The organism is Comamonas thiooxydans (assembly GCF_002157685.2).
Lineage (GTDB): Bacteria > Pseudomonadota > Gammaproteobacteria > Burkholderiales > Burkholderiaceae_C > Comamonas > Comamonas testosteroni_H.
In genome coordinates this window covers 1484027-1510882 of the sequence record NZ_AP026738.1, presented here as the reverse complement: position 1 = coordinate 1510882, position 26856 = coordinate 1484027, and the positions used below count along the sequence as shown (strand labels likewise).

The 26856-nt window shown below is 62.4% G+C and carries 19 protein-coding genes; 3 read left to right on the top strand and 16 right to left on the bottom strand.

Features of this window, described 5'->3' with window-relative positions; genetic code table 11:
• Window positions 1-77 precede the first annotated feature (77 nt).
• Both CTR2_RS06840 and CTR2_RS06835 read right to left on the bottom strand, forming a co-directional pair.
• A complete protein-coding gene (locus tag CTR2_RS06840) occupies window positions 78-803 on the bottom strand; it encodes an EthD domain-containing protein (RefSeq protein ID WP_087086005.1) in 726 nt (241 codons plus the stop codon).
• Window positions 800-2095, bottom strand: coding sequence for an MFS transporter (locus tag CTR2_RS06835; protein WP_254913521.1), 1296 nt, complete (start codon window positions 2093-2095; stop codon window positions 800-802). The genes CTR2_RS06840 and CTR2_RS06835 overlap by 4 nt, the downstream gene beginning before the upstream one ends.
• Before the next feature lie 231 nt (window positions 2096-2326).
• On the opposite strand from CTR2_RS06835, the gene CTR2_RS06830 reads away from it, so the two are divergent.
• On the top strand, window positions 2327-4042 hold the full coding sequence (locus tag CTR2_RS06830; RefSeq protein ID WP_087086007.1) for an N-acyl-D-amino-acid deacylase family protein: 1716 nt from the start codon (window positions 2327-2329) through the stop codon (window positions 4040-4042).
• A gap of 245 nt (window positions 4043-4287) precedes the next feature.
• Window positions 4288-4728: a hypothetical protein gene (locus tag CTR2_RS06825; protein ID WP_087086008.1), complete on the top strand. Its 441-nt coding sequence runs from the start codon at window positions 4288-4290 to the stop codon at window positions 4726-4728.
• Window positions 4729-4828: 100 nt separating this feature from the next.
• Here CTR2_RS06825 and CTR2_RS06820 read toward each other — a convergent pair whose 3' ends face one another.
• From CTR2_RS06820 to CTR2_RS06790, 7 genes are all read right to left on the bottom strand, one after another.
• Window positions 4829-6454 carry an AMP-binding protein gene (locus tag CTR2_RS06820; protein ID WP_087086009.1) on the bottom strand — a complete coding sequence of 542 codons (1626 nt, stop codon included), beginning with the start codon at window positions 6452-6454 and terminating at the stop codon, window positions 4829-4831.
• Window positions 6455-6718: 264 nt separating this feature from the next.
• The gene (locus CTR2_RS06815) at window positions 6719-8077 is read right to left on the bottom strand and encodes a spinster family MFS transporter (RefSeq protein ID WP_087086010.1); all 1359 of its coding nucleotides are present in this window, start codon (window positions 8075-8077) and stop codon (window positions 6719-6721) included.
• 103 nt (window positions 8078-8180) lie between these two features.
• The gene (locus CTR2_RS06810; protein ID WP_087086011.1) at window positions 8181-10592 is read right to left on the bottom strand and encodes an acyl-CoA dehydrogenase family protein; all 2412 of its coding nucleotides are present in this window, start codon (window positions 10590-10592) and stop codon (window positions 8181-8183) included.
• A gap of 29 nt (window positions 10593-10621) precedes the next feature.
• Complete coding sequence (locus tag CTR2_RS06805) at window positions 10622-12328, bottom strand: GMC family oxidoreductase (RefSeq protein ID WP_087086012.1); 1707 nt, start codon at window positions 12326-12328, stop codon at window positions 10622-10624.
• Between the two features lie 88 nt (window positions 12329-12416).
• A complete protein-coding gene (locus CTR2_RS06800; protein WP_087086013.1) occupies window positions 12417-14576 on the bottom strand; it encodes a 3-hydroxyacyl-CoA dehydrogenase NAD-binding domain-containing protein in 2160 nt (719 codons plus the stop codon).
• Between the two features lie 17 nt (window positions 14577-14593).
• On the bottom strand, window positions 14594-15799 hold the full coding sequence (locus CTR2_RS06795; protein ID WP_087086014.1) for an acetyl-CoA C-acetyltransferase: 1206 nt from the start codon (window positions 15797-15799) through the stop codon (window positions 14594-14596).
• A gap of 288 nt (window positions 15800-16087) precedes the next feature.
• Entirely contained in the window at window positions 16088-16831 is a 744-nt protein-coding gene (locus CTR2_RS06790; RefSeq protein ID WP_087086015.1) for an SDR family NAD(P)-dependent oxidoreductase, read from the bottom strand.
• A gap of 183 nt (window positions 16832-17014) precedes the next feature.
• Between CTR2_RS06790 and CTR2_RS06785 the strand changes: the two genes are divergently transcribed.
• A complete protein-coding gene (locus tag CTR2_RS06785; protein WP_087086103.1) occupies window positions 17015-18148 on the top strand; it encodes a CaiB/BaiF CoA transferase family protein in 1134 nt (377 codons plus the stop codon).
• A 195-nt stretch (window positions 18149-18343) separates the two neighbouring features.
• Here the strand turns inward: CTR2_RS06785 and CTR2_RS06780 are convergent, their stop codons facing one another.
• The 7 genes from CTR2_RS06780 to CTR2_RS06750 all read right to left on the bottom strand — a co-directional run bounded on the left by CTR2_RS06780 (window position 18344) and on the right by CTR2_RS06750 (window position 26833).
• A complete protein-coding gene (locus CTR2_RS06780; RefSeq protein WP_087086104.1) occupies window positions 18344-19795 on the bottom strand; it encodes a sensor domain-containing diguanylate cyclase in 1452 nt (483 codons plus the stop codon).
• 628 nt (window positions 19796-20423) lie between these two features.
• Window positions 20424-21671, bottom strand: a complete 1248-nt coding sequence (locus CTR2_RS06775) for a LuxR C-terminal-related transcriptional regulator (RefSeq protein ID WP_012837485.1) — start codon at window positions 21669-21671, stop codon at window positions 20424-20426.
• A gap of 36 nt (window positions 21672-21707) precedes the next feature.
• Window positions 21708-22910 carry an acetyl-CoA C-acyltransferase gene (locus CTR2_RS06770; RefSeq protein WP_053282976.1) on the bottom strand — a complete coding sequence of 401 codons (1203 nt, stop codon included), beginning with the start codon at window positions 22908-22910 and terminating at the stop codon, window positions 21708-21710.
• Between the two features lie 136 nt (window positions 22911-23046).
• A complete protein-coding gene (locus CTR2_RS06765; protein ID WP_004341299.1) occupies window positions 23047-23532 on the bottom strand; it encodes a MaoC family dehydratase in 486 nt (161 codons plus the stop codon).
• A 2-nt stretch (window positions 23533-23534) separates the two neighbouring features.
• Complete coding sequence (locus CTR2_RS06760; protein WP_087086016.1) at window positions 23535-24320, bottom strand: SDR family oxidoreductase; 786 nt, start codon at window positions 24318-24320, stop codon at window positions 23535-23537.
• A gap of 216 nt (window positions 24321-24536) precedes the next feature.
• A complete protein-coding gene (locus CTR2_RS06755) occupies window positions 24537-25715 on the bottom strand; it encodes an acyl-CoA dehydrogenase family protein (protein WP_087086017.1) in 1179 nt (392 codons plus the stop codon).
• On the bottom strand, window positions 25712-26833 hold the full coding sequence (locus CTR2_RS06750) for an acyl-CoA dehydrogenase family protein (protein WP_087086018.1): 1122 nt from the start codon (window positions 26831-26833) through the stop codon (window positions 25712-25714). Before CTR2_RS06750 ends, CTR2_RS06755 begins: the two co-directional genes overlap by 4 nt.
• Window positions 26834-26856: the final 23 nt, after the last annotated feature.

Sequence of the window (26856 nt, the reverse complement as noted above, 5' to 3'; positions counted from 1 at the left end):
TTTCCATGGAAATTCAATACAAAACATATTGAATTCCTTATTCATAAAGCGCAAGCAGCTACCATCTTTTCAAGTCCTCAAGGTCTGGCATGCGTCACCTCCGTCAGCATGAAGACATGTTCGCCCCAGCCAAACTCGCCGTCCTGCGCACGGGCCGAGACATCGAGTGAAGCCGCTGCCGCCTGCGCCTGCTCCACCGAGTCAAACCACCACTCGACCACATGGCGGTAGCCATAGCCAGAAGGTGGCTGCTCATCGATGGTGTTGCAGACAATGCGGCTGGCCAGGCCCAGGGCAAGGCTTTGCCACTGCGGTGGACAAATCTCCGGCAAGGCCGCAGCTCCGCGCCAGACGTCGCTGCGCTGCAAAAAGCCGATCAACATGACTTGCTTCTGCTGCGGCAAGACATCTACACACAGGCTGCCACGCAACACCTGCTGACGGCATAGCAGCGAGAAATTGCGCACATAGTCGGCAAACACGCGCGGCTCGTCGGGGCGCATGATGGCCAGGGTTTCGGGGTCGCTCCAGATCGCAGAGCCTGCTTCGCGCTCGGCCAGCACCATGAGGTTGACGCCGTCATAGTCCTTGCTCAGTTCTGCGGCATCTGTCTGTAGATGTCGTGAGCACTGTGCCACGGCCTTGACGCGCTGGCCCACGTTGCGACACAGACGACCCAGCGCGGAATGCTCGCGCCAGGCCCGCGCGAACTCCTCTGGGCGCAGCGCCGGGTTGCGCCGCGCCAGATAGATCATCTTCCAGACGACGCAAGAATCCTTCTCGGTCACTTTTTCCGCCTTCATGCGGCAGCGACCACGGGGGCGTGAGCCTTGCGATAGGCGCCGGGGTAATGCTGCAGAGCACGGTAAAACGCCCACACCGCCGGCATCAGTGTGCACATCATGATCGCCATCGCATAGCGCAGGCCTTCGCCGGGCGCAACGGTGTTGAGCACATCACTGAGCCAGCCAGCCACGATAGGCCCCACTCCGTTGCCCAGCAGGGCTCCGGCCATCAGCACCATGGCGCTGGCCGTGGCGCGCCGCTCGGTCGGCACGACCAGGCTCAGGGCAGCGTAGGTGGCCGGAGCCCACCAGGCGGTAAAGAACGAATAAATCAACATGCAGGCCATGGACAACATGAACATGTCCGAGCCCACCAGCAGATAGCCGAAACCCAGCACCATGGCCAGGCTGGTGCCGATCACGGGGATGCGAATCTGCCAGCGCACATCGCTGCGCGCCAGCCGGTCCGTCAACCAGCCAGAGAAGAGGCTGCCCGAGACCGAGAGCACAGCGGCCCCTGCAGAAATTGTCCCTGCCTGCTTGAGACTGAGATCGAAACGCCGCGCAAGCAAGGCCACATTCCAGGAGCCGATCGAGATTCCCGCGATCAGGACACAAGCAGCGCCCACGATTAGAAATCGGGTCACGGGCTCTCTCCATATCAAGGCAACGGCAGACCTGGTCTGCTGCCGGCCGTCCTGCGGGTCGGAGATCACCTGCGGGATGGTACGAACGGGTTCGCTGATGCTCAGGCGCAGCACCAGGGACAAGACCATGATGGCCACACCGATGATGACCATGGTCACACGCCAACCCCACAACTCGGCAAACAACGGCCCCAAAAGCAAAGCCAGCAAGGCGCCCATCGCATTGCCGACACCAAAAACACTCATGGCACGCGAGCGCTCATGGGGCTTGTACAGATCAGCCAGCATGGACATGGACGCAGCGCCGCCACCGGCATCCCCCAATGCGGCACCGGCGCGCGATGCAGTCAGTCCACCCGAACCAGTGGCCAGGGCGCCCAGCGCCGCAACGCTGCCACCAACGCCACGGCACCAGGCAATCAGGCTGCGGCGCTCTTGTCTGTCTGCCAGACGTCCCAGTGGAATGCCCAGCACTGCGAACGTCAGCGCAAAACCGAGTCCGGTGATCAGGCCGATCTGCAGGTCCGAGAAGCCGAACTCCTGCTTGATGGGCTGCAGCAGCACAGCCAGGATCTGCCGGTCCATGAAGGTCAGGGCAGACAAGGCCGTCAGCAGTGCCAGCACATACACCCTTGATGGGTTCTGATGATTTTTGTTTGTCATTGTCTTCTTGGTTTTTTGCATCACGCCGCAGCTCACACCTCTGCGCCACTGCCAGGACGAGATGGCGGCCGCATCCCGGCGCCGCCTTGAGCATCGTGGTCATGGGCAGCCGCTCCCACATCGTCCCAACGGACGATTCCCTAACCCCGATTGGCCTTGCGTGCGGATTGCCTCTTAATGGAATACGGCGGCGAGCTCTGCCGTACACCAGAACTTCAAGGAGACTGACACATGCAGCAATTCGACTTGCTGATCCGTAACGGCCGCATCGTGGACGGCACCGGCGCCCCCGCTTACCGCGCGGACATCGGCGTGCGCAACGGGCGCATCGCCGCCATCGGCCAAGACCTGGGCACCGCCGCGCAGCAAATCGATGCAGACGGATTGCTGGTGACGCCGGGCTTTGTGGATGTGCATACCCACTTTGACGGTCAGGCGACCTGGGATGAAAGGCTTTGGCCAAGTTCCCAGCAGGGCGTGACCACCGCAGTGATTGGCAACTGCGGCGTGGGCTTTGCCCCCTGCCGGCCCGAGGACCGCGACACGCTGATTGCGCTCATGGAGGGCGTGGAAGACATCCCCGACACCGCGCTGCATGAAGGCCTGCCCTGGAACTGGGAAAGCTTTCCTGAATATCTGCAAGCCTTGGCAGCGCGGCGCTACGACATCGATATCGCAGCCCTGCTGCCTCACGGCCCGCTGCGCGTCTATGCAATGGGCGAGCGCGCCATACGGCGCGAGCAGGCCAATGCCGAGGACATCAGCACCATGCAGGAACTGATCAAGCACGGCCTGGCAGCCGGGGCCGTTGGTCTGTCAACCTCGCGCACCATGGCCCACCGCTCCAAGTCGGGGGACTTCACCCCCATGTACCAGGCCGTGGGCGAGGAGTTGCTGGAGCTGGGACTCTCGCTCAAGAGCTATCCGAACAGCGTCTTCCAGATGATCTCGGACTTCGAGCACATCGAGGACGAATTCAGCATTCTCACACGCGTCAGTCAGGACACGGGCTGCGCCGGCACGCTCACCGTGCTTCAGTATCCGCACCGCCCGCAACTGCACCGAGAGCTGCTACAGCATATTGAAACTGCCAATGCCGGCGGGCTGCGCATCATGGGCCAGGTGCTCAACCGCCCTGTGGGCGTACTCATGGGGTTCGAATGCAGCCTGAACCCCTTTTCCTGCAAGCCCAGCTATGAAGCGCTGGCGCAGCTCAGTCCGGCAGAACGCATCAAAGAGCTGTCCCGACCAGGCACGCGCAGCGCCATCCTCGGCGAGAAGGACCGCAATCCCCACTTGTTCATGGAGTACTTCGGCCAGAACTTTGCGGGCATGTACCCCTGGTGCGACCAAGAGCCCAACTATCTGCCGCAAGAAGGCGATTCGGTTCAGGCTCTGGCCGATGCAGCCGGCCAGCCACCGCTGGATTGGATGTATGACTTCATGCTGGGCAATGAAGGCCAGGCGCTGGTCTATCTGCCCATGGCCAATTATCTGGACCATGACTGCAGCGCTCTGCACGAGCTGCTCGGCCATCCCCACACCGTACCCGCCTTGGGCGATGGCGGCGCCCATGTGGGCACCATCTGCGACGGAAGCGCAACGACCTTTCTGCTCACCGAATGGGTGCGCAAGCGCGGCCTGTTCAGCATCGAGCAGGCCGTCCATATGCTGACGCAGCGGCCGGCTTCGCTCTATGGCTTTGCCGACCGTGGAGTCCTGCAGGTCGGCAAGCTGGCGGATCTCAACATCATCGATCTGCAAGCGCTCAAAATTCTGCCGCCGCACATCGTTCGTGACCTGCCCGCCGGCGGCAAGCGCTTCCTGCAAGGCGCGCAGGGCTATCGCTACACCATCAAGTCCGGCCAGATCACCTACCGCGACAGCATGGCCACCGATGCATTGCCGGGCCGCTTGCTCAAGCGCAGCGAGCAGAGGGCAAGCTGAACGCTGACGCTCCCCCCACCGGGCCTCGAAGCAAGCCGGCTCTTGAGGCCTGCGCTCGTTTTTCACCCCCTCCTCATCCAAAAACGGACCAGATCCGGCAGGCCCGCCCTGCTTGCGAGCAGCCCCCCTCCCCGGCCTCCTTCGCAGAGATCGGGCACCTCGACCAAGCGCCTTGAGCAGATCGTGTTCACGCCATGCGGATGCCAGCGATATAGTGACCCCGTCATCTTCCATGTCCATACCCCATGCATTTGCGCAAGTTCCATACCCTGCTTCAGACGTGGCTCATGCTGCTGGGCTTTTGCGTCGTGCCTTGCAGCGCGCAGGAAGCTGCTGCCTGGGAAAAGCAGGTCACGGGCCGCACTTCCATCACCAGGCTGGGCACGATTGACTACGAAGTAAGCTACAGCAGCGCAGGCTTTGACCATTTCTCTTCTGAAATCGTGGCCAGATGGAATGACGGGGAAGCGCAGGAGCAGACGCTGTACGAAGGGATTTACGACCGGCCGCCCGCCAAGGTCTGGGGGAACGGGCCCCATCTTTGCATTGCCATGCAGGCCTGCGCGCGCTATTCGGATCGCTGCAGCCAGTATGTGATTGCACACCGCTATGACACGCAAGCCAAAGCCTTTGTGGCGCTGAAGTCCGAGAAGACGGCGCGCCGTATCTGCGCTGCGGCACGCTGAAGATAAAAAAGAAGGAGGCCGAGGCCTCCTTTAAATCCCGTCGTCAGGCGCGACGAACAGGGTATCCTTTCTGCTGTCTGTAACTGTTCTTTCCTCCGGCTCAGGCCTCTATGGCGCTCAGCGGTTCATGCTCTGCCGCATAGGCCTTGGCCCAGCGGTAATCCGCCTTGCCTGCCGGGCTGCGCTTGACTTCAGTGGCCAGATACACGGCGCGCGGCAGCTTGTAGCCCGACAGATTGCTGCGGCAGATCCTTTCGAACTCCTGCAGATCGAACTCGTGGCCCTGCTGCACCTGCACCACGGCCACCACCTTGCTACCCCAGCGTTCGTCAGGAAGGCCCACGACCACCACATCCTGAACCAGCGGGTAGCGGCGCGCGGTTTCCTCCACCTCTTCGGGGTAAACCTTCTCGCCTCCTGTGTTGATGCACTGCGAACCACGGCCCAGCACCACATATTCACCCGTGGTGTCGATGCGAGCCCTGTCCCCTGTCAACACCCAGCGGCTGCCCTCGACCATCACAAAGGTCTCGGCCGTTTTCTTGGGATCTCCGTAATAGCCCAGGGGCATGTGACCCCGGCGCGAAAGAATGCCTTCCTCCCCTGGCTGCGTGAGAATGCGCAGATCTTCGGAGATCACGCTGAGGTCGGGACGCGGCGCGATGCGCATAAAGCCTTCGCCCTTGGGCGTTTTCTCCCCTCCGCCCAAGACTCCGGATTCGGAGCTGGCCATGCCGTTGTTGAGCACCAGATGAGGCAGCTGCACCAGCAGCCGCTCCTGCAGATGGCGCGAGAACACGGCACCGCCATTGCCGAAGATCATCAGTGACTTGAGAGGCCAGCGCCCGGGGTTGCTCTCCAGCGTCTGGATGATGGGCAAGGCCATGGCATCGCCAACCACGGCCATCACATTGATCTGGTGATGCTCGATCAGGTCCAGCATGTGTACAGGATCAAAGTTCTTGCGATCGTTCACATAGACCGGATGCCCGGAAAACAGGCTGATCAGGGTGGCCCACATGGCTGCGCCATGCATGAGCGGTGCCGCCGCCAGATAGGCCAGCGCCGGGCCGTTGGGCACCAGCTGCAGCAGCTCCTCCGGCCTTTCGATGGGAGGCCGGCGGAAGTAATAGCCGCCACCGCCCAAGGCCCCCATGAACAAGGATTTATGCGGCCACATCACCCCCTTGGGCAGCCCCGTGGTGCCGCCGGTGCAGAGCATGAAGATATCGTCATCGCTGCGCTCGGCGTCCGTGAGTTCCTTTCCACCTTCGGCCAACACGCGCTCGTAGGGTTGCACTGTCCTGGGCAGGCCATGACGCTCCTCGCCAACCCGCAGCGCCAGACGCAAAGTGGGCACCAGGGCAATGACTTCCAGCACCGACGCATCGAACTCCGCGCCATAGACCAGGCCGCGCAGATCCAGGCTGTTGAACAGCCCCTGAAGTTCATCGGCCACGTAGCGGTAGTTGACGTTGACCGGCACGGCTCCGATCTTGCTGCAGGCGAAAAAGGCCTCCAGATACTCGGCGCAGTTGTAGAGCTGGATGCCGACGTTGTCTCCCCGTCCTATGCCACGCGCGCGCAGCGCGTTGCCCAGCTGATTGGCTCGCTCATCGAGCTGTTTGAAGCTGAGCTTCTGCCTGCCGCAGCCAAAGGCAATGCGATCCGGCACAGCTTGCACCACCAACTCAAAAATATCCGCCAGATTGAAGGTCCGTGTCATCTCTTGTCTCCGTCTGTCTTCCCGTTTTACGAATCCACTTGTCCCGCAGGTGCTGCAATGCTCGACGACGGTCTGTCCACATTCATCGTCCGCTTGAACCTGGTGCAGACCCTTGTGGTTTCGAGGGAGCATGCTCGCAGATAGACAGGCAGCACCCAACAGCACCTACCCTTAAAAAACTTCCACCAAGGCATTTCCCAAGACTTGGTCGAAGAATGCAGAATCTCAGTGGAAGCTCTCTCCATCGTCTGTTTCCAGGTCGCCTCAAGCGATCTTTTTCGTAGTCACCATCGATGCATAGGGCTTGATGGTCCAGGCATAGATCAGCAGCGCCAGCGCATAAAAGGCGAGCATGCAGACCAGCGCCCAGCGCAGCGATTCACTGCCCGCCCGAACGATGAATGCATCACTGAGCAGACCCACCGTCAGAGGTCCCAGGCCACCGCCAACTGCAGTCAGCAGCAGGTTGTAGATGGACAGAGAAGTCGCCAGACGGCTGGAGGCAATCACATTGGTCAGCGCAGCAAACACCGGCGCGGCCCAGAAGCTGGAGAAGATGGAGAACAGGCCGTAGTAGGCAATCGCATGCGGAATCTGCAGGCCGGCCAGCGTCCACTGTCCCGCAGAGTCATTCAGATAGAAAGCCAGCCCCAGCGGAATCGAAATCAGCGTCCCCAGAACCGGAACGCCAATCTGCCAGCGTACATCCCTCCTTGCCATCAGATCAGTAATCCAGCCGCTGAGCAAAGCCCCAAAAATCGCCCCCGGCCCACCGATAAATCCCATGATGGCGCCCGCATCCTTGAGCTGAAGACCATGGGAGCGCACCAGAAACGCGGTATTCCACATGCCGATCGCATAGCCCGAGAACGCCATCAGCATGCTGGCCAGACCCAGGCCCACAAACGCCTTGTTGCGTGCCAGCGCGGCCATGACATCGCCAAATTTCTCGGCAACGGCCTGTGCCGCAGGGCGCCCGTCCTGAGCCCCCCGCACGGGCTCACGGCAGGTCAGGCGCAGCAGCACGGCCACCAGCACGCCCGGCAGGGCCAGCCACAGGAAGGCCGAGCGCCAACCGTAGTGCTGGGCGATCCAGGCTCCCACGCCCAGGCCCACCAGCGACCCCAGATGCGGTCCCAGGCTGAACACGCTCATGGCTCGGCTGCGCTGTTCGGGCGGGTAGATGTCAGCGATCATGGTGGTCGATGCCGCCGTGCTGCCCGCCTCGCCCACCGCAACACCCACACGAGCAGCCGTCAGGCTCCAGAAGCCCACCGCCATACCGCAAAGACCCGTGGCAACGCTCCAGCCGGCGCAGCACCAGGCAATCAGGTTGCGGCGGTTGGTACGGTCGGCAAAGCGGCCAAATGGTACGGCCAGAATGCTGTAAAACAGAGCAAAGGCCAGACCCGTGAGCAGGCCCATGGCACTGTCAGAAACCCCCATCTCCTGCTTGATGGGCTGAATCAGCACCCCCATGATCTGACGGTCTATCATGCTCACGCCATAGACGAGCAACAGCACCAGCAGCAGATAGTGACGACGCCAGCCCGTCACATTGCTGACCGGCATCACCCTGGCCGAAGCGGCTTGCGGCACACGGGCCACAGCAGATGCACTCATTTCCTGTCTCCTGAAAAACGTGATCTCCGCCACGTGGATTGAATGGAGGCTTGTATGCCCAGTAAAAAGGACGCGGCACATTGCGGTGTGCCGCGCCAAGTCACTAGGCAAGCAGTTCGCAGAAGGGCAGATCCTTGTCCGCACGGGGCTCGGCAGCCAGCCCCAACACGCGTTCGCCAATGCTGTTGAGCACCACCTCGTCGGTACCGCCCGCAATGCGCATGCCGGCAGAGCCGAACCACAGGCGCTCCACCATGGCAAAACGCTCGCCAAGTTCGCTGGCGGCCAGCACGCCGCGCTCGCCAAGCAAGTCGATAGCGAAGTAGCTGAAGGACTGCAGCGCGGCAGCGGCCACGTTCTTGGCGCCGCTCATTTCGGGGCCGGGCTGGCGGCCCTTGCTCAGCGCCGTCAGCGCGCGGCACTGCAGCAGCCATAGCGCCTGCTCCTTCAGATAGAGGTCGGCCCAGCGCTCGCGTAGGCGACCGTCCTGCAGCGCAGGCCTGCCGTCAAATCGATGATCGGCCAGCAGGCCAGCCGTGGTGCGCCACAGCTCGGCGGGCATCACGCCGCCAATGGCCAGGCGTTCTGCCATCAAGCCTGTCAACGTGACCTTCCAGCCACCGCCCAGCTTGCCCACCATCTGACTATCGGGCACGAACACGTCCTCGAAGAAGACTTCGTTGAACTCGGACTCGCCCCCTGCCTGACGAATCGGGCGCACGGTAATGCCGGGCGACCGCATATCGAGGAAGAAAGTGGTCAGCCCCTCAAACTTGCTCGCCTGCGGATTGGTCCTTGCCAGCACCAGACCAAACTGGGCAAACTGTGCGAGAGAGGTCCAGACCTTCTGGCCGTTGAGGATCCAGCCTTCACGGCCATCGGTCGCACGCTCGGCACGTGTGCGCACCATGCCCAGATCGGAGCCGGCACCCGGCTCGCTCAGCAACTGGCACCAGAGGTTTTTTCCACCCAGGGCCGGAGCCACATGCTTGCCCAGCACTTCGGCGCTGGCGTGCGCCATCACCGATGGCAACACCATGCCCAGGCTGACGTTGAACATGCCCGTGGGCACTTTGACCTTGCCCTCTTCCTGACGCCAGATCAACTCTTGCATGGGCGTTCCGCCACGACCACCCAGCACCTTGGGCCAGGTAATCGCACCAAAACCCGCTGCAGCCTTCTTGCCCTGCCAGACCCGGGCTGCCTCCATGCGCTGCTCGGCAGTCATGTCACGACCAAAGTAGTCGTCGGCACTTGCCTTGGGATCGGCATTGGCTTGCAGCCAGGCGCGGCATTCGGCGCGGAAGGCGGCTTCTTCGGGCGTGTCCCCAAAGTCCATGGACTGGCGGTCGGCTGCGGCCGAGCTCTGCACAATCGTCTCTTTCGCAGGAGCAAGCAACCGCTTTTGCAACTCGGCAGCCACCTGTTCGCGCCAGGCGTGGATACTGCCCAGCTCCACGGCCTGCTGGCGCGCACGGCGGTAGAACAGATGGCAATCCATCTCCCATGTATAGCCCATGCCGCCGTGGGTGTGCAGGTTTTCCTGTGCAGCGTCCGACAGCGCCTGGGTGCTGCTCACGCGTGCTGCCGCGGCTGCGCCGGGCAGCTCGGGCGCACCATCAGCCAGATTCATGTCTGCCGTCAGCGCCCAGGCTCCGTAGTAGCAATGCGCACGGGTCAGCTGGTTGTTGGTGTAGAGATTGGCCAGCTTGTGCTTGATGCCCTGATAGGACCCAATGAGCCGGCCAAAGGCCTTGCGCTCCCTGGCGTAGCTGCAGGCCATCTCCAACGCAGCGTCGGCCGCTCCCAGCTGTTCGAAGGCCAGCATCACGGCAGCACGATGGCGCACGCGTGCCAGCACCTGGGCTGCGCTACTGGCTCCGTCAAGTTGCTCGGCCGCCGTGCCGTCAAAGCGCAACAAGGCATAGGGCTTGGAAGGATCCAGCGTCTTGAGCTTCCTGCGCTGCACCGAGCCATCACATCTGAAGGCCACCAGCACATCCGCCCCCGTCGCATTGCGCGCCAGCGCCACACCCCATTGCGCGGCCATGCCATCGGCCACCAGAGGACACTCTCCCTTCAAGGTCTTGCCGTCAAACAGAGGCAGACCGGATGGCTGATTCTGCCCGTCCGTCGGCGCTGCCAGGCAGCCAATGCTTCCGCCCGAAACCGGCAGCAACCATTGCCGGCGTTGCGCAGACTGATCCTGTGTGGATAGCAGGACGGCCTGCACCGCCAGATACATGGTCGATGCCAGAGGCACGGGACTGAGCTGGCGGCCCACTTCCTCGGCCACCACGCACATTTCCATGGCACCGAGGCCGATACCGCCACAGTCCTCCGGCAGCATCAGGCTGGTCACACCCAGCTGGGCCATGCCGCTCCATACGTCCTGGGCATGGTGACCCTCGCCCTCGAGCAAGGCACGCGCCTGCGTCAGCGGCGATTCCCTGGTCAGGAATTTTCGTATTTCGTTGCGCAATGCGTTCTGGTCGTCACTGAAATCGAAGTTCATCTTTTTGTCTCCACCCATTCTTCCAAAGCTCAAACCACGGCAGCGACACCCGCGACATCCGGTAGCACAGCAGCCACATTCCACTGCCTTGCAGCTGGCGGTGCCAGGCCCAGCACCAGATCCGCGCCCTTGTCGCCAATCACCACCGATGCCGCATTCGTATTGCCCGACACCAGATGCGGCATGACCGAGGCATCGATCACGCGCAGACCCTGCACGCCCTTGACCCGGAGGTCGGGCGTGACCACGCTTCGCGGATCGGCTACATGGCCCATGCGGCAGCTGCCGCTGGCGTGATGGCCCGAGCCCAGGTACATGGAGATCCAGTCCAGCAGCTCCTCGTCGCTTTGCAGGCCAGGTGCCGGGCGCGTCTGCGTTTCGATCAGGCCGGCCAGCGCGGGCTGGCGGGCAATCCTGCTGGCCATGCGTACTCCATGGAGCAGTGCCTTGCGGTCACGCTCGTCGTGCAGAAAGTTCATGCGAATGCTGGCCAGCTCCTCGGGCTTGCTGCTCCTGAGCCTGAGCTGGCCGCGTGAATAGGGCCGCACCTGATAGGGCGCCATCGTCATGCCGGGGAAAGCCTCGGTGCGGTAGTTCTTTCCGCCCTGCATATAGCCCTCGATATCGCCGGTCACGGGCAGGCCGTGAATCTGGATGTCGTTGTAGGGCAGGCTGGAGTCACTGCGGAACCATGCGGCAAACTCCGAAGCCGGCATGGCCATGGCTCCCTGCCTGGTCAACAGGTACTGAATGAGCGAAGCGCCAATCCCCAGGCCGCGCAGCGAGCGGTTGAGGCTGGGCGTTCCGGCCTTCATGCGCCAGGACATGGGGACAATCGCATGGTCCTGCAGATTGGCACCCACCCCGGGCAGATCCACCTTGACCTCGATCCCCATCTCCTGCAGGTGCGTTGCCGGGCCGATGCCCGAGAGCATCAGCAACTGGGGCGACTGCAGAGCCCCTGCACACAGCAGGACTTCCTTGCTGGCGCGGGCGGCGTGGCTTGCGCCGGCCTTGTCCTTCCAGTGCACCGTGCTGGCGCGCAGCCCATCCAGACCTATGCGGGTGACCAGCACCTGCATGCGCACATCCAGATTGCGCCGCTGCATGGCGGGCTCGATGGCGTTTTTGGCCACCGACGAGCGCTGACCATTCTTGAGATTGACCTGAAACAGCCCTGCCCCGTCGGGATGGCCGTTGTTGAAATCCTTGCATGCGGGCATCCCGGCTTGAATGGCGGCCTGCACCATGGCCAGCGATACCGGATGGGGGTTGTGCAGATTGTTGGCCGTCAGCGGCCCGCCGCGCCCATGCCAGGGCCGGGTGAATTCTTGTTCGCTGCGCTGCTGGTCTTCTGTGCGCACAAAGTAGGGCAGCAACTCGTCATAGCTCCAGCCCACTGCCCCTTGCTCAGCCCAGCTATCGAAGTCCGCGCGATCGCCGCGCACATAAATCATGCCGTTGATGGAGGATGAGCCCCCCAGGCGCTTGCCTCGCGGCAGGCTGATGCGGCGCTTGGCTGCGTACTGCTCGGGCTCTGTCTCGTGCCCCCAGGAATAACGGGAGCTGTTGATCATCTGGCCCCAGCCAGAAGGCATGGAGACCAGCAAATCCTTGTGGCTTGCGCCGCCTTCGAGCAGCAGGACCTTGTGCTGCCGGTTCTCGCTCAGCCGCGCAGCCAGTGTGCCGCCCGCCGAGCCCGCGCCTATGACGATGTAATCGAAGACTTCATCCATGGCTTGTCTCCATTGATGTATTTATCGGATGAGTGTCTGCACATGGGGCGAGCCCTGGCCCGCCCCTAGCGGCACGTTTGTGCTCCTGTCAGGCTCTTGCGCTCTTGCCGTAGAAGGTCTGGCCCTTGGCCGCCATATCGCGCAGCAGCTGAGGCGGGCGCAGTTGCTCGCCAAACAGATCTGCCAGACGGTCGGCCTCGGCCACGAACTGCGGCAGACCTATGCCGTCGATAAAGCAGAAGGGGCCGCCGGTATAGGCGGGAAAGCCCACTCCCAGAATCGAGCCGATGTCGCCGTCGGCCGGCGCCAGCAGCACGCCCTCCTCCATGGCACGCGCTCCTTCGACGGCCTGCACATAGAGAATGCGCTGCTTGAGGTCGTGCGCGCTGGGCTGCAGGTCTTTTAGCGGGTAATGCTCGGCCAGGCCCGGCCAGATGCGCTTGCCGCTTTCATCGTAGTCATAGAAGCCCTTGCCCGCCTTGCGGCCCAGGCGGCCCAGCTCGAACAGCTTGCCGATCACCGGCACGGAGCGACCGGGCTTGTATTCCCCGGGGAACTCCTTGGCCTGGGCTTCGCCCGCGTGCTTGGACAGATCAATCGACAGCTCGTCGGTAATCGCCAGCGGCCCCACGGGCATGCCCGCATGCCTGGCACAGTTCTCTATCAATGCCGGGGCAATGCCTTCTGCCACCATGCCGATGGCATCATCCACAAACGCGCCGATGAAGCGGCTGGTGAAAAAGCCGCGCTTGTCGTTGACGACAATGGGTGTCTTCTTGAGCTGGGCCACAAAATCCAGTGCCTGCGCCAGCGTGGCATCCGATGTCAGCTTGCCGCGAATGACTTCCACCAGCGGCATCTTGTCGGCCGGCGAGAAGAAATGCAGACCGATGAAGCGATCGGGCCTGTCGCTCGCCTGCGCCAGCAGGCTGATGGGCAGGGCCGAGGTGTTGCTGGCCAGCACGCAGCCAGGCGGCAGCACGGCGTCCAGCTTGCGGGTCACTTCCGCCTTGATGGCTCGGTCTTCGAACACGGCTTCGACCACCATATCGGCATCGCGCAGCAACTCGTAATCGGTGCCGGGCGTGATGCGCGCGAGGATGGCATCGGCCTTCTCGCGGCTCTGGCGCCCCTTGTCCACCTGCCTGGCCAGCGTCTTCTCGGAGTACTGCTTGCCCTTGTCCGCAGCTGCCTGATCCCGGTCTATCAGCACCACCTGAATACCGCGCTGGGCTGCAACCAAGGCAATGCCCGCCCCCATCATGCCTGCACCGATCAGACCCAGCTTGCGGCATTGGAAGGGCTCAAAACCTGCAGGCCGGTGCATGCCTTTCTCGGCCTTGGTCTTGTTGACGAAGAGCGTGCGAATCATGCCGCGCGCCACGGGACTGCGCGACAGCGTGGCCATGTATTTGCTCTCGATGCGCAGGCCCTTGTCGATGGGCAGCTGGCAACCTTCGTAGATGCAGCTTTGAATGCACAGCGGCGCCGGCATATTGTGAAAGGTCTTGGCCTGCAGCAGGGTATTACCCACCACGAAGGCCGGGGCCACGCGCGAATCCAGCGGGCCGCCACCGGGGATGCGAAAGCCTTTCACATCCCAGGGCTGCACTGCCGTGGGGCTGGCCAGCAGCCAGGCCTTGGCAGCGCCGAGCAGCTGCTCGGGAGCCACCACCTCGTCCACCAGACCGGCCTCCCTGGCCTTCACGGCCTGCAGCTGCTTGCCCTCCATCAGAAAAGGCATGGCGGCCAGAATGCCGATCATGCGCGGCAGGCGCTGGGTGCCGCCGGCGCCGGGCAGCAAGCCCACTTGCGCCTCGGGCAGGCCGACCAGAACCGTGGGGGCATCGACGGCAATGCGGTGGTGACAGGCCAGGCAGATTTCATAGCCGCCGCCCAGTGCCATGCCGTTGATGGCTGCCACCAGCGGCTTGCCCAGGGTCTCCAGTTTGCGCAGCAGCCTGGACAGCGATGCGCAGGAGGCGAACAGTTCCTCGATGGGCATGTCCGCCATGGCGTCGATATTGGCTTCCATGCCCATCAGGTCGGCCCCCGCGACAAAGCTGTCCTTGCCCGAGGTGATGATGCCGCCGCGCACCCGGTCGTCGCCGTGCATGCGTGCGATACAGGCTTCCAGGCTGTCCATGAAAGCCTGGTCGATCACATTCATGGTCTTGCCGGGGTAATCCAGCGTCAGCGTGGCAATGCCGTCCCCGTCTACGGCGTAGCGAATGATTTCCGTTGTCATGATGTCTGCTCCCTCACTCACACGCGTTCGATGATCATGGCCGAGCCCATGCCCGCCGCCACGCACAGGCTGATCAGCGCCGTGCGCTTGCCAGTGCGCTCCAGCTCGTCCAGCACCGTGCCCAGAATCATGGCGCCCGTCGCACCCAGCGGGTGGCCCATGGCAATCGCTCCGCCGTTGACGTTCATGCGCTCATGGGGAATGTCCAGCTCCTCCATCATGGTCAGCACCACCGTGGCAAAGGCCTCGTTGAGCTCCCACAGATCGATGTCCGAAGCCTGCATGCGCGCCCTGGCCAAAGCCTTGCGTGCGGCATGAGCCGGGCCGTCCAGCATCAGGGTCGGCTCGGAGCCTATGCTGGCAAAGGCACGGATGCGGGCCCTGGGCTTCATGCCCTGCCTGGCACCGGCCTCGGCCGTCCCGATCAGCACGGCAGCCGCACCGTCGACAATGCCCGAGCTGTTGCCTGCATGGTGATGATGGTGAATCTGCTCAACCTGCGGATAGCGCTGCAGCGCCACGCTGTCATAACCGTATTTCTGGCCCATCTCGGTGAACGCGGGCTTGAGGGCGGCCAGCGAATCGGCGGTGGTCTCGGGGCGAATGGTTTCGTCCTTTTCCAGCAGCGTCATGCCCAGGAAATCTTTGACGGGAACCACAGACTGGTCAAAGCGACCTTCCGCCCAGGCCGTGGCCGCGCGGCGGTGGCTTTCGGCCGAGTACTCATCCAGATCACGGCGGCTGTGGCCGCGCAGCGATGCCAGCAAGTCTGCCGAAATGCCCTGCATCACGAAATAGGTCTTGCTGGCCAGCTGCGGGTCCTGCGCCCAGGCGCCTCCGTCCGACCCCATGGGCACGCGGGACATCATCTCCACGCCGGCACCGATGGTCATATCGGCCTGGCCGGCCATCACCTTGGCCGCAGCAAAGCTCACCGCCTCCAGGCCCGAGCCGCAGTAACGGTTGAGCTGCACGCCGGCCACGCTCTGCGCATAGTCGGCCTGCAGCACCGCCATGCGGCCCACATTGCCGCCCTGCTCGCCCACGGGTACCACACAGCCCATGACCACATCGTCCACCGCCGATGTATCGAGCTGGTTGCGCTCACGCAAAGCCAGCAGCGGCTGGGCTGCCAGCCAGACCGGCGTCACCTCATGCAGTGCTCCATCCGGCTTGCCCTTGCCTCGGGGGGTACGGACATGGTCGAAGATCAATGCCTCCATCTGCTTTCCTCACATCACCAGGTTGTTATCGAGTTCTTATTCAGATTGCCATACGGCTTTGGCCCAAACCTACCTGATTCAGACTAGGGGCAGACTATGAGAAAAACCGGCCGCAACCGCCCCTGGTGGCACATGGCTTGCCTCTTCGGCCGCAAAAGCCGGTTTGCGACCCCAGAATGCCCGCGGCGGGAGCCTCCTCGCCTTCAGCGCCACCGCTCGCGGTCTCTTGGGTGAAAAAAAGCCTCCCGGCTTGAACCACCGGAAGGCTGTTGAGGACGGCTGCTGAACTCAGGCCACCAGACCACCGCCGTTGACCGGCAGCACCTGGCCGTTGACCCACTCGGCCTCGGTCGATGCCAGATAGCTCACGGCCGCGCCCACATCCTGGGGCGATCCGGCCCGCCCCACGGACGTGCCCTTTCTGGCGATCTTCTCCGAGCCTTCCCAGTTGTTCATGGTGCCCAGCGACAAGGCGTTCGCCGTCACGCCATGCGGGCCCACTTCGCCCGAGAGATTGCGAATGAAGCCAATCGCTGCCGCCTTGGCTGCGCCATAGGCGCACAGCCCCATGCCCGTGGCCGTGCGCGCCGCGTCGGAGTTGATGGCCACAATGCGGCCCCAGCCCTTTTGCTGCATGGCGGGCAATAGCGCCTGGCAGGCATGCATCAACCCATGCAGATTGAGCTGCAGCCAGGCGTTCCATTCGGACTCGGGCGACTGCAGAAACGGCGTGTAGCCCCAGCCCTGGGCCGGAATGCCGGCGTTGTGCACAAAGATATCGACCACGCCCACCTCGGCCTGGATGCGCTCGACCATGGCAAAGATGGCGGCGCGGTCGGTCAGATCCGCCGCCTGTGCCGACGCGTTCAATCCCGCCTCGCGCAGTTGACGTGCAGCACTCTCGGCGCGGTCCTGATGAAAGTCGTTCACCACCACATGCGCGCCCTGCACGGCGAGCGCCTGCGCGATGCCGAACCCCATGCCGCGCCCGGCGCCGCTGACCAGCGCCACTTTCCCATCCAGCCTGAACATGTCTTGCACTCCTTGGTTTATGGAATGCCCAGTGTTGGCCTGGCCTGCGCCCCGGACATACTCCAAATGGACGGGGTCAAAACCGGCGGGATCCACAAGATAGAAAAGTCAGAGACACCACAGGAGACCGACTTGAGCACAGAAAACCCATCCCAGGGCCAGAACGCTGGCCCCTTGTCCGGCATGCGCATCCTCGAATTTGCAGGCATAGGCCCAGCCCCTTTTGCCGGCATGATGCTGGCCGATATGGGCGCCGAAGTGATTCTCATCGAGCGCAGCGCCGACCATGCAGCGGCATCCCGCTACCCCCGCATGGCGCAGAACCGGGGCAAGAAGTCCATCGCGCTGGACCTCAAGTCCGAGGCCGGACGCGCCGCTGCCTGGAAGCTGATCGAGTCTGCCGACGCACTCATCGAGGGCTTCAGACCCGGCGTGATGGAGCGCCTGGGCTTCAGCCCCGAGGAAGTCGTCCGCCGCGCGCCCCGCCTGGTCTTTGGCCGCGTCACCGGCTGGGGCCAGACCGGCCCCCTGTCCCAGGCCGCAGGCCATGACATCAACTATGTGGCGCTGACGGGCGTGATGTCCACTTCCATGCGCCCCGGCCAGGCGCCCGTGCTGCCGCCGACCATCGTGGGCGATATGGCGGGCGGTGCCATGTTCCTGCTGTTCGGCCTTATGTGCGCCATGCACGAGGCGCGCCAATCCGGCAGGGGTCAGGTGGTGGACGCCGCCATGATCGACGGAGTGACCGCCATGAGTGGCCTGATTCACCAGATGCGCGGCGCCATGGGCTACTGGAAGGACGACCCCGCACAGAACCACTTTCTCAACACCTCGCCCTTCTACGAGGCCTTCGAGTGCGCCGATGGCAGATACATCACCCTCGGCGCCATCGAGCCGCAGTTCTATGCCTTGCAGCTACAGAAGCTGGGCCTGACCGATGTCGATCCCGGGCGCCAGTACCAAAGCGCGGACTGGCCCGAAATCAAGGCCCGCGTGGCCGCGATTGTGCGCGGCAAGACCCAGGCACAGTGGTGCGAAGAGCTCGAAGGCAGCGATGTCTGCTTTGCCCCGGTGCTGAGCCTGGCCGAAGCCCCCTCTCATCCGCACAACGCCCAGCGCCAGCTGTTTGTCGATCTGGAAGTGGAAGGCAGCAGCCAGCGCCAGCCGGCACCCGCTCCACGCTTTTCGCGCACCCCGGCGCGCCGCCCCACGCCGGGCAGCAGGATCGGCCAGGACACCGATGCCGTGCTCGCGTCCCTGGGATATGCCCAGGCCGATATAGCGGCGCTGCGCGAGAGCAGGGCCTGCGCCTGAGCGGTCAGGGACAGGGGATTGATGCTTCTTGAAATATAGCTTCTATCGCTTTTAATCATTGGACTTCAGGTATCTATTACTCTGAAATCCATACAAAACAAGCGATATAAGCTATCACTATTGAAGCAATCTGTGATGTCGAAGCGGATGCTGCCCTGCAGGGCAAGCCCCGGCGTCAGCAGCGCGGCTGCGCCACTATGCCGCAGACGAGCTGGATAGAACGACCTTGTTGCGGCCGGTCATCTTGGCGCCGTATAGCGCCTTGTCGGCCGAACGCAGGACCTCCGGCACGTCCAGATCCTTGCCCGGCACCCAGGCCGCGCAACCGATGCTGACCGTGATGCAGCCGAATTCGCTGCCCGTGTGCACGATCGCCAGTTCGGCGATGGCCTCCCGGATGTTCTCGGCAATCAGCGCGCCTCCATCCAGCGTCGTGTCCGGCAGCACCACGATGAATTCCTCACCCCCATAGCGGGCCGCACTGTCCTCGGGGCGCCGGATATTTTCGGCAATGCATCTTGCCACGGTCGCCAGCACCGCGTCTCCGGCCTGATGCCCGTAGGTGTCGTTATAGGCCTTGAACCAGTCGATATCCACGAACAGCAGCGAGAAGGCACTGTGACTTCTCTTGGCCTTGTGCCACTCATGCTCGATGATCTCGTCGAGCTTGCGGCGGTTGTTCAGGCCGGTCAGACCATCGGTACGCGCGAGCAACGCCAGCTCGGACTCTGCGCGCATGCGGCGCTTGAGCTGCACCCCGAACGCGAAGGACAGGCCAATGAACGCCATCGTGAGCGTCCCCATGACAGAGGTAATCAGCACGGCTCTCTGTCGCCAGACCTCGTAAATATCGGAATGCGCCTTGGCCACCATGATGATGAATGGCAAGCTGGGCAGATTCTTGAAGTAATACGCCCGCTGGGCGCCATCAAGGTAGGACGTATCCGAAAAGCTGCCTTCGGGTGCCGACATGAATTGCTGGAACGTGCTTGCATTGCGGATATTGCGCCCGATGACCTTTGCATCGAAGGGCTGCCGCATCATCATGGCTCCATCTTTCCTTATCAAGGCCAGCGATCCGTGTTTACCTAGCGAGAGCACAGAAAACAGTTTCTGAAAGTACTCCAGCTGAACATCTATCAGCACAATGCCCGCGAAAGAGCCGTCCGCATGGGAAATCCGACGACTCAGAGGAATGCTCAGGGAGCCGCCATGCAGCGTGGATGAATAAGGGTCGCCCACGTAGAGCCCGATGCTTGGGCTTTCTTTGTGCACCTTGAAGAAGTCATGATCCGAGTAATGCCCATTCACCGAATCCGCGCCCCCTGCATTGAGGGCAATTTTTCCGTCTGCGTCAAGAACCAGGATAGATCCCAGATAAGTCGCGGTCGCGGCCTTGTCGAACAAGGCCGCATTACGCAAATGCGGCGAGGCGGCCATCACTTCGGAATCGTTGAGTCCGTCGACCACGGCTTGCAACGACAGTGCATAGAGCTCGAAGTTCCGAACCACGTCATTTTCGGCAAGAAGGGCCACATTGCGCGATGTTTCTATCGCGTGCTCCATCGTATCCAGCCGGCTCTGATAGAGGACGACGGTACAGATCACTGTCATCGACAGCGCAATAACCCCTCCCACCAAGAGCATTGCATAGGGAGCACGGGAAACGACGTTGCTGTGATCAAAAGCAGGCTTGCGAAATAGTTTCATGTCGTTGCTGTATTTGAGCGAGCCGGTCACATTTCTCCTGTTTAGCCATGCCAGTGCTTTCTCCCGTAGGAACACCGGATACTCCCCCCGCGCCCGTCATTCTGCCTTGGTTTCTCTGGTGAGGGGTGGGGGTTATCTTGCTCTGACAGGCATTCGCACCGCGACCGCCAGCTTGTTTTCAAACGATTGAACTTGCGTGGATGGAATATATGAGAAGCAAGCCCGGGAAACCATGTGACCATCCTGCACGGATAAGCTGTGCGCAAGCAAACTCCAGGGCCTGGAGATTTCGCCAAGGAATGCATGGAGCACATTCGCTGGGCTTGCCTGCAACCGTCAAGTCATTTCTGCATAGGCGCCATTTCGGCCCGGCCTGGCCTGGCCCGGCCTGGCCTTCAATGAGTCGCGGTCGCTCTATGCCCGATCACGAGCTGCCTGAACCGTGCCTACGATCGACATGCTGCGCGAAGTATTTTGCACGGTCATGGTTGAAAGCAGACTGCCCGGTTCTGCTCCATATGCAAAAAACGGGCCGAAGCCCGCTTTTTATTTCCACCAACCGTCTTCACTTGTTCCCCAGCCAGGCCACGCTGTTGAGGAAGATGCGCACCAACTCGGTCTGGCGGCGCACTCCCGTCTTGGAAAAGATGGAGCGCAGATGGGCTCGCGCCGTGTTGCGGCGGATGTTGAGTGCTTCGGCAGCCTCTTCAAGCGACAGGCCGTTGGCCAGTTGAATGGCCAGTGAAGTCTCGGCCGGCGTCAGCTGGAACAGCTGCTGAGCCAGCTTCACGGGTGGGTCGGCCTTGCCGCCGGTGTCACGCACAAAGACGGCGACACTGGGGCGCTGCTTGCCCTCGGTCCACTCGTCGGGAGAAATGCTTTGCACCACCACGCCCCAGTTGAGCTGGCCGGACTGCCGGCTGACCGACATGCCTTCGGTCATGGACAGGCGCGAGACCTGGGTATGCATTAGCGCATCCTTGATCAGGCGCTGCAGCTTGCGGTTGTCATTGGCGTAGTTGGCCTCCAGCATGCCGCCGGAGATCTTCAGACCGTCCTGCATGTCCAGAATGCTGGCTGCTGCGGGATTGCACTCCAGCACATTGCCGTTCTGATCGAGGATGACCACCCCCACCATCAGCTGGGCCGTGGCCTTGCTGTAGAGGGAGATGACCTGACGGTCCTGGTTCACCGACAGATGCAGGTTCAGCGCGCGCTTGATATGCGGCAGCATCATGGAGCCAAAGGCACGCTCCTGCTTGTTGAAAGCCGGGGCACCTTCGGGCCGCGTGATGCGCAGACCGTAGACGCAGCTGTCCTTGGTAACGATGTCGGCAGCCATCACGTGAAACACCTGCAGCTGCTTGCACCAGTCGTTGTAGTAGCTTGAAGCGCGCCACTCGGACTCGGGCATCACGTCCCCCACGGTCACGATACGGTCGGTAGGCATGCTGCGAAACGGGCTCATGCTGATCTTGGGACAGTTCGGCATCAGATCGCGGCGGTCGCCTGCGGCCGAGACGATCAGCCCCACATCATCGGCGGAGCCGGGGCGCACTATGAGCGAGGCGTAGTTGCCGCCCAGTTGCAGACGCAGGGTCTCCAGAAAAGGCTTCCAGCCTTCCGGGTCCATGGCAGCTTCATAGAGCTGACTGATCAGCGCACTGAACTGCTCGGCGCTCACGAAGGGCGCATCGGCCGATGCGCGCACGGGGGCCGGGGTGTCGAATATGGGCACATCCTTGATCACGCAAGCGATGGAACTTGGCGTGTAGGTGGAAAAACCCATCTTGGCGAAAGCGCTGTCCATCATGTTCAACTCCTTGGTTGAAGGTTGGTTGCAGACAGGTCAGTTCAGCTCAAACAGGCCGGCCGCACCCATGCCGCCGCCAATACACATGCTCACCACCACAAAACGCACGCCACGGCGACGCCCCTCCAGCAGGGCGTGCCCCACCAGACGTGCGCCCGACATGCCGAAGGGGTGGCCGATGGAGATCGCGCCGCCGTTGACGTTCAGGCGCTCATCGGGAATGCCGAGTTTGTCGCGGCTGTAGATTACCTGACAGGCAAATGCCTCGTTGATTTCCCACAGGCCGATGTCGCCAACCGTCAGCCCATGCTGCTTGAGCAGCTTGGGGATGGCATAGACGGGGCCGATCCCCATTTCATCGGCACGGCAGCCTGCCACGGCCACGCCGCGATAGATGCCCAGAGGCGCGAGGCCGCGACTGCGGGCTTCGTCGGCACTCATCACCACACAGGCGCTGGCACCGTCGGACAGCTGGGAGGCATTGCCGGCCGTGATGAACTGGCCTTGCTCCACCCACTGGCCGTTCTTCCATACAGGCTTGAGCTTGGCCAGGCTCTCAAGCGTGGTGTCGGCACGGTTGCCCTCGTCGCGGGTCAGCGTGACTTCCTCGCTGCCGGTGACATTGCCTTCCTTGTCAAACAGCTGCTTGACCGTGGTCAGCGGCACGATTTCATCGTCGAACAGACCACGGGCCTGTGCGGCGGCCACGCGCTGCTGGCTGCGCAGCGAGTACTCGTCCTGGGCTTCACGACTGATGCCGTAACGCTGGCTGACCAGCTCGGCCGTCTCTATCATCTGGATGTAAGCTGTGGGCTCTGCGGCCAGCACCGCCTTCGATTGGGCACGGTACGAGTTCTTGTACTTGTTCTGTACCAGGGAAATGGACTCCAGGCCGCCGGCCACAGCGATATTCATCTCGCCGGTCATGACACCCTTGGCAGCCGTGGCAATGCTCATCAGGCCCGATGCGCACATGCGATCGATCACCATGCCGCCCACGGATTCCGGCAGGCCGGCGGTGTAGCCGCACAGACGCCCCAGGTTGTAGCCCTGCGTGCCCTGCTGCGCGGCAATGCCCAAAATGACGTCATCCACATCGGCACCAGCCACGTTCGCCTTGTTGAGCGCCGCGCGAATGACGTGTCCGCCCAGCACCGGAGCTTCGGTGTCGTTGAAGGCACCACGGTAAGCCTTGCCTATGGGGGTACGTGCCGTCGAAACGATGACTGCGTCTTTCATGTCTTTGTCTCCTAACTTTCTTTTCGTCGCGCCCTGGGCAGCTTTTGCTGCCGTATCGAGGTCGGCCACTCTGTCGGCAGCTCATCCCTCTTCACAAAAAATGCAATCGCCCGCCGAAGCAGGCGCTTGCACACACTCAATTTTCCCGGATAAAGAACAGCCTGCTGATGGTTTCAACCACACAGCCGGGTTTATCCTGATTCCTGACCTGTACGGTGATGCGGATCGTGACCTGTACGCCGTCTTCTCCGATAGGCGTTGCCGCCACCACCTCACCGCTGCCACGCACGAAGCTGTTCACCAGCACCGGAGCCGGAAAACGCACCTTCTCGCAGCCATAGTTGACGCCCATCTTCAGCCCCTGATAGCTGACCAGCTGCGGCAAAAACAGATTGGCCAGAGACAGCGTCAGATATCCATGGGCCACGCAGGCGCCGAACGGGCCGTTCCTGGCCTGCTCGGGGTCCACATGAATCCATTGGTGATCGCCCGTGGCATCGGCAAACTGATTGATCCGCTCCTGCGTGATCTGCACCCATTCGGTCTCGCCCAGCTGACGCCCCACCGATGCCTGCACCGAGGCTGCCGAGTCAAACAGCATCTTGTCTGCGACTGCATTCATGTTCAGGCCCTCTGCGAGCTGACGGACACCACTTCACCCGTCATGTACGAGGAGTAGTCGCTGGCCAGGAAGATCATCACATTGGCTACTTCCCAGGGCTCGGCACCCCGACCAAAGGCTTCCTTCTCGGACAGCTTGGCCAGCAGCTCTTCAGAGGCAGACTTCTTGAGGAAGGCGTGGATGGCAATGGAAGGTGCCACGGCGTTGATGCGGATGCCGAATTCGGCAGCTTCCAGCGCCGAACAGCGTGTGAGGGCCATCACGCCTGCCTTGGCGGCCGCGTAGTGAGCCTGCTCGGTCTGAGCGCGCCAGCCCAGCACCGATGCGTTGTTGACGATCACACCCTTGCCGCGTGGCTGCATCAGCTTGAGCGCTGCGCGCGTCATGCGGAAGGTGCCGGTCAGCGTGATGTCGATGACCTTGCTCCACTCGTCATCGCCCATGTCGACGACCTTGCAACTGGTGCCCAGACCCGCGTTATTGATCAGCACATCGATACCGCCCATGGCGCTGTCGGCTTCGGAGATCAGCGCCTGAACCTGTTCTTCCTTGCTCACGTCGCAGAGCTTGCCAAAGACCTGGGACAAACCCGTGTCCTTTTTGATCTGCTCCACGGCTTCGGCCAGCCGACGCTCATGCACATCGGAGATGAACAAGGCCCTGCAGCCCTCCTCTGCTGCTCGTTTTGCAGCTGAAAAGCCAATACCGGCGCCAGCAGCAGCGGTAACGAGCACAGTTTTGTCTTTGAGCAGGCCGTGGGGAGCAACGTAGGAGGGAGCGCTAGTCATTTGTCATTCAAAAGGTAGTTACCTTGATCTTCCGGCTCCCGCTGCGCTGCAGCATCGTCACTTTGGACGATAGGTCATTCCCTAATGTCGCTGGACGGACATTTCAAACGCAAAAGTGCCGTAAACCTTCAGGGTCAACCCGCGATTTACGGCAGCTTTACGTAAGCCAGTCAGAGTAATCACCTACCCAAAGACGAGCACTCCAGGCTCCTGGAATCAGCGCGGCATGCCCAGCGCACGCTCGGCCATGAGGTTCAGCTGAATTTCGTTGGTGCCGGCGTAAATGGTGTCGGCGCGGCTGACCAGCCACAGTTGCTGCAGCGCAGCAAGCGCAGGCTCCTTGAGCACCAGTTCGCCCTGCTCGCCCAGCACATCCATGGCCAGCTCGCCCAGATCACGGTGCCAGTTGGACCATGCGTATTTGGAGACGGAAGCCACACGGAAGGGCGTGCTCTCATCGCTGGAGCGCAGCGCATGGGCGCGCAGAGTCTGCAGGCCCATATCGGCCTTGGCCAGGCGCTGACGGATCAGGGGGTCGCGGGCCGCGCCATTGCGCTTGGCCAGGTCGATGATCAGGTCCAGCTCATAGCGGAAATGTGCCTGCTGGCCCAGAGTGGATGCACCGCGCTCGCAGCCCAGCAGGTACATGGCGACCTTCCAGCCGTCACCCACGGGGCCCAGATGCAGCGCGCCTTCGGTGCGTGCGCCGTCAAAGAAAACTTCGTTGAACTCCGAAGTGCCGGTGATCTGGCGAATCGGACGCACCTCCACACCGGCCTGCTTGATGGGCACCAGCAGCAGCACCATGCCCGCATGGCGGGGGCTGGCAGTGCTCGCTCCAACCTCGTCGGTGCGAGCCAGCACAAACACCCATTCGGACTCATGGGCCCAGGAGGTCCAGACCTTCTGACCGTTGATCACCCACTCGCCCGTGGCCGCATCGCGATGGGCTTTGGTACGAATGCCCGCCAGGTCGGAGCCCGCGCCGGGCTCGGAGTAGCCCTGAGCCCAGTAGTCGGTACCGGCCAGAATGCCGGGCAGAAAACGCTGCTTCTGCTCGGGCGTGCCAAAAGCCATCAGTGTGGGTGCCAGCAGGGTCTCGCCGATATGACCGATGCGGCCGGGACCGCCGCAGCGCACATATTCCTCGTGAAAGATGACTTGCTGCGCCAGCGGGGCGTTACGGCCACCGTACCGGGTCTCCCAGCCCAGGCCGGTCCAGCCGCCCTTGGCCAGCTCCTGCTCCCATTCCTTGGCCAGTTGTGCGTCATAACCTTCGGCACCCAGACCGCTGGCATGTTTGAGCGGGGCGAACCGCCCTGTCAGATGTTGCGCCATCCATTCACGCACTTCAGCGCGAAAGGCTTCATTGATTTCCGACTCTTGCATCTTCATGCTGCCTCCGCCATCTGACCTTCTGTCGCTTCGTCCAACAAACGCGCAGCCACCAGCTCGCGCCACTGCTCCACCGTGCCCATGCGCTGGCTGGATGCCTGCGCGCGGCGGAAGAACAGATGCGGATCAAACTCCCAGGTGAATCCCACTCCGCCGTGCAACTGAATGCTTTCGCGCGTGGAAAAGAGAGCTGCCTCCGTTGCATCTGTGCGAGCTTGAGCCGCGAAGTAGCTCAGGTCGCTTGTGACGTCGGCGCTATCAGCTATGAAAGCTGCTGCATAGACGGCAGAACGAGCAGTCTCCACCTTCACCAGCATCTGCGCTGCCCGGTGCTTGACGCCCTGAAAGCTGCCCACGGCCTTACCGAACTGCTGACGCTCCTTGGTGTATTCCACGGCCAGATTCAGCGCGCGTTCGGCCACACCGACCTGCTCAGCCGCCAAACCGATGGCAGCCAGATTGCGGGTCTGGGCCCACAGGCTCCTGAGCGCCTCGCCATGCATCAGCACGGCAGCGCCAGTCAATCTCACATCAACGGCCATGACATCGGCACTGCTGCGTGTGGCGTCCACCGTAGTCAGCGCCTGAACGCTCAAACCTTCCGCCTTGGCGTGCACCTCCAGCAGGCCCAGCGAGCCGCAAGGCAGGGTAGCGGGCAGCAGGAACACATCGGCATGTGCTCCTGATCCCACCTGACTCCACTGGCCATTGAGCACCAGTTCATCGCCTTCGAGCCTCACGGTCGCGGCCGCGGGCAGCTCGCCACGCACCGTCATGCCCAACACGCAGATCCGGCCAGAGGCCGCCAGGCGCTCCACCACGTCCTGGCCCTGCCCGGTCTGGCTCAACGCTTGCCACAACGGCGTCACTGCGACGACAGCGTCAAAAAACGGCACACAGGCCAGGTGATAGCCCATCTGCTCCTGAAGCAGCACCAGCTCGCGCCAGCCCAGACCCATTCCACCTGCGGCTTCGGGCAGAGCCACGCTGCACCAGCCCATGTCCAGCACTTCCTGCCACAGGGCACGGTCCAGCCCGCCCTCGGTTTCAGAAACCTTGCGCACCTGCGCCGTGCTGCTTTTTTCCTGCAGAAACACCGCAGCGCTCTCGGCGATCATTTTTTGTTCTTCGTTCAGACTTA

Excerpts from the sequence above, each read along its gene's own strand:
- CTR2_RS06840 (WP_087086005.1), bottom strand. The coding sequence starts at position 803 with ATGAAGGCGGAAAAAGTGACCGAGAAGGATTCTTGCGTCGTCTGGAAG.
- CTR2_RS06835 (WP_254913521.1), bottom strand. The coding sequence starts at position 2,095 with ATGACAAACAAAAATCATCAGAACCCATCAAGGGTGTATGTGCTGGCA.
- CTR2_RS06830 (WP_087086007.1), top strand. The coding sequence starts at position 2,327 with ATGCAGCAATTCGACTTGCTGATCCGTAACGGCCGCATCGTGGACGGC.
- CTR2_RS06825 (WP_087086008.1), top strand. The coding sequence starts at position 4,288 with ATGCATTTGCGCAAGTTCCATACCCTGCTTCAGACGTGGCTCATGCTG.
- CTR2_RS06820 (WP_087086009.1), bottom strand. The coding sequence starts at position 6,454 with ATGACACGGACCTTCAATCTGGCGGATATTTTTGAGTTGGTGGTGCAA.
- CTR2_RS06815 (WP_087086010.1), bottom strand. The coding sequence starts at position 8,077 with ATGAGTGCATCTGCTGTGGCCCGTGTGCCGCAAGCCGCTTCGGCCAGG.
- CTR2_RS06810 (WP_087086011.1), bottom strand. The coding sequence starts at position 10,592 with ATGAACTTCGATTTCAGTGACGACCAGAACGCATTGCGCAACGAAATA.
- CTR2_RS06805 (WP_087086012.1), bottom strand. The coding sequence starts at position 12,328 with ATGGATGAAGTCTTCGATTACATCGTCATAGGCGCGGGCTCGGCGGGC.
- CTR2_RS06800 (WP_087086013.1), bottom strand. The coding sequence starts at position 14,576 with ATGACAACGGAAATCATTCGCTACGCCGTAGACGGGGACGGCATTGCC.
- CTR2_RS06795 (WP_087086014.1), bottom strand. The coding sequence starts at position 15,799 with ATGGAGGCATTGATCTTCGACCATGTCCGTACCCCCCGAGGCAAGGGC.
- CTR2_RS06790 (WP_087086015.1), bottom strand. The coding sequence starts at position 16,831 with ATGTTCAGGCTGGATGGGAAAGTGGCGCTGGTCAGCGGCGCCGGGCGC.
- CTR2_RS06785 (WP_087086103.1), top strand. The coding sequence starts at position 17,015 with ATGCGCATCCTCGAATTTGCAGGCATAGGCCCAGCCCCTTTTGCCGGC.
- CTR2_RS06780 (WP_087086104.1), bottom strand. The coding sequence starts at position 19,795 with ATGCTCTTGGTGGGAGGGGTTATTGCGCTGTCGATGACAGTGATCTGT.
- CTR2_RS06775 (WP_012837485.1), bottom strand. The coding sequence starts at position 21,671 with ATGATGGACAGCGCTTTCGCCAAGATGGGTTTTTCCACCTACACGCCA.
- CTR2_RS06770 (WP_053282976.1), bottom strand. The coding sequence starts at position 22,910 with ATGAAAGACGCAGTCATCGTTTCGACGGCACGTACCCCCATAGGCAAG.
- CTR2_RS06765 (WP_004341299.1), bottom strand. The coding sequence starts at position 23,532 with ATGAATGCAGTCGCAGACAAGATGCTGTTTGACTCGGCAGCCTCGGTG.
- CTR2_RS06760 (WP_087086016.1), bottom strand. The coding sequence starts at position 24,320 with ATGACTAGCGCTCCCTCCTACGTTGCTCCCCACGGCCTGCTCAAAGAC.
- CTR2_RS06755 (WP_087086017.1), bottom strand. The coding sequence starts at position 25,715 with ATGAAGATGCAAGAGTCGGAAATCAATGAAGCCTTTCGCGCTGAAGTG.
- CTR2_RS06750 (WP_087086018.1), bottom strand. The coding sequence starts at position 26,833 with ATGATCGCCGAGAGCGCTGCGGTGTTTCTGCAGGAAAAAAGCAGCACG.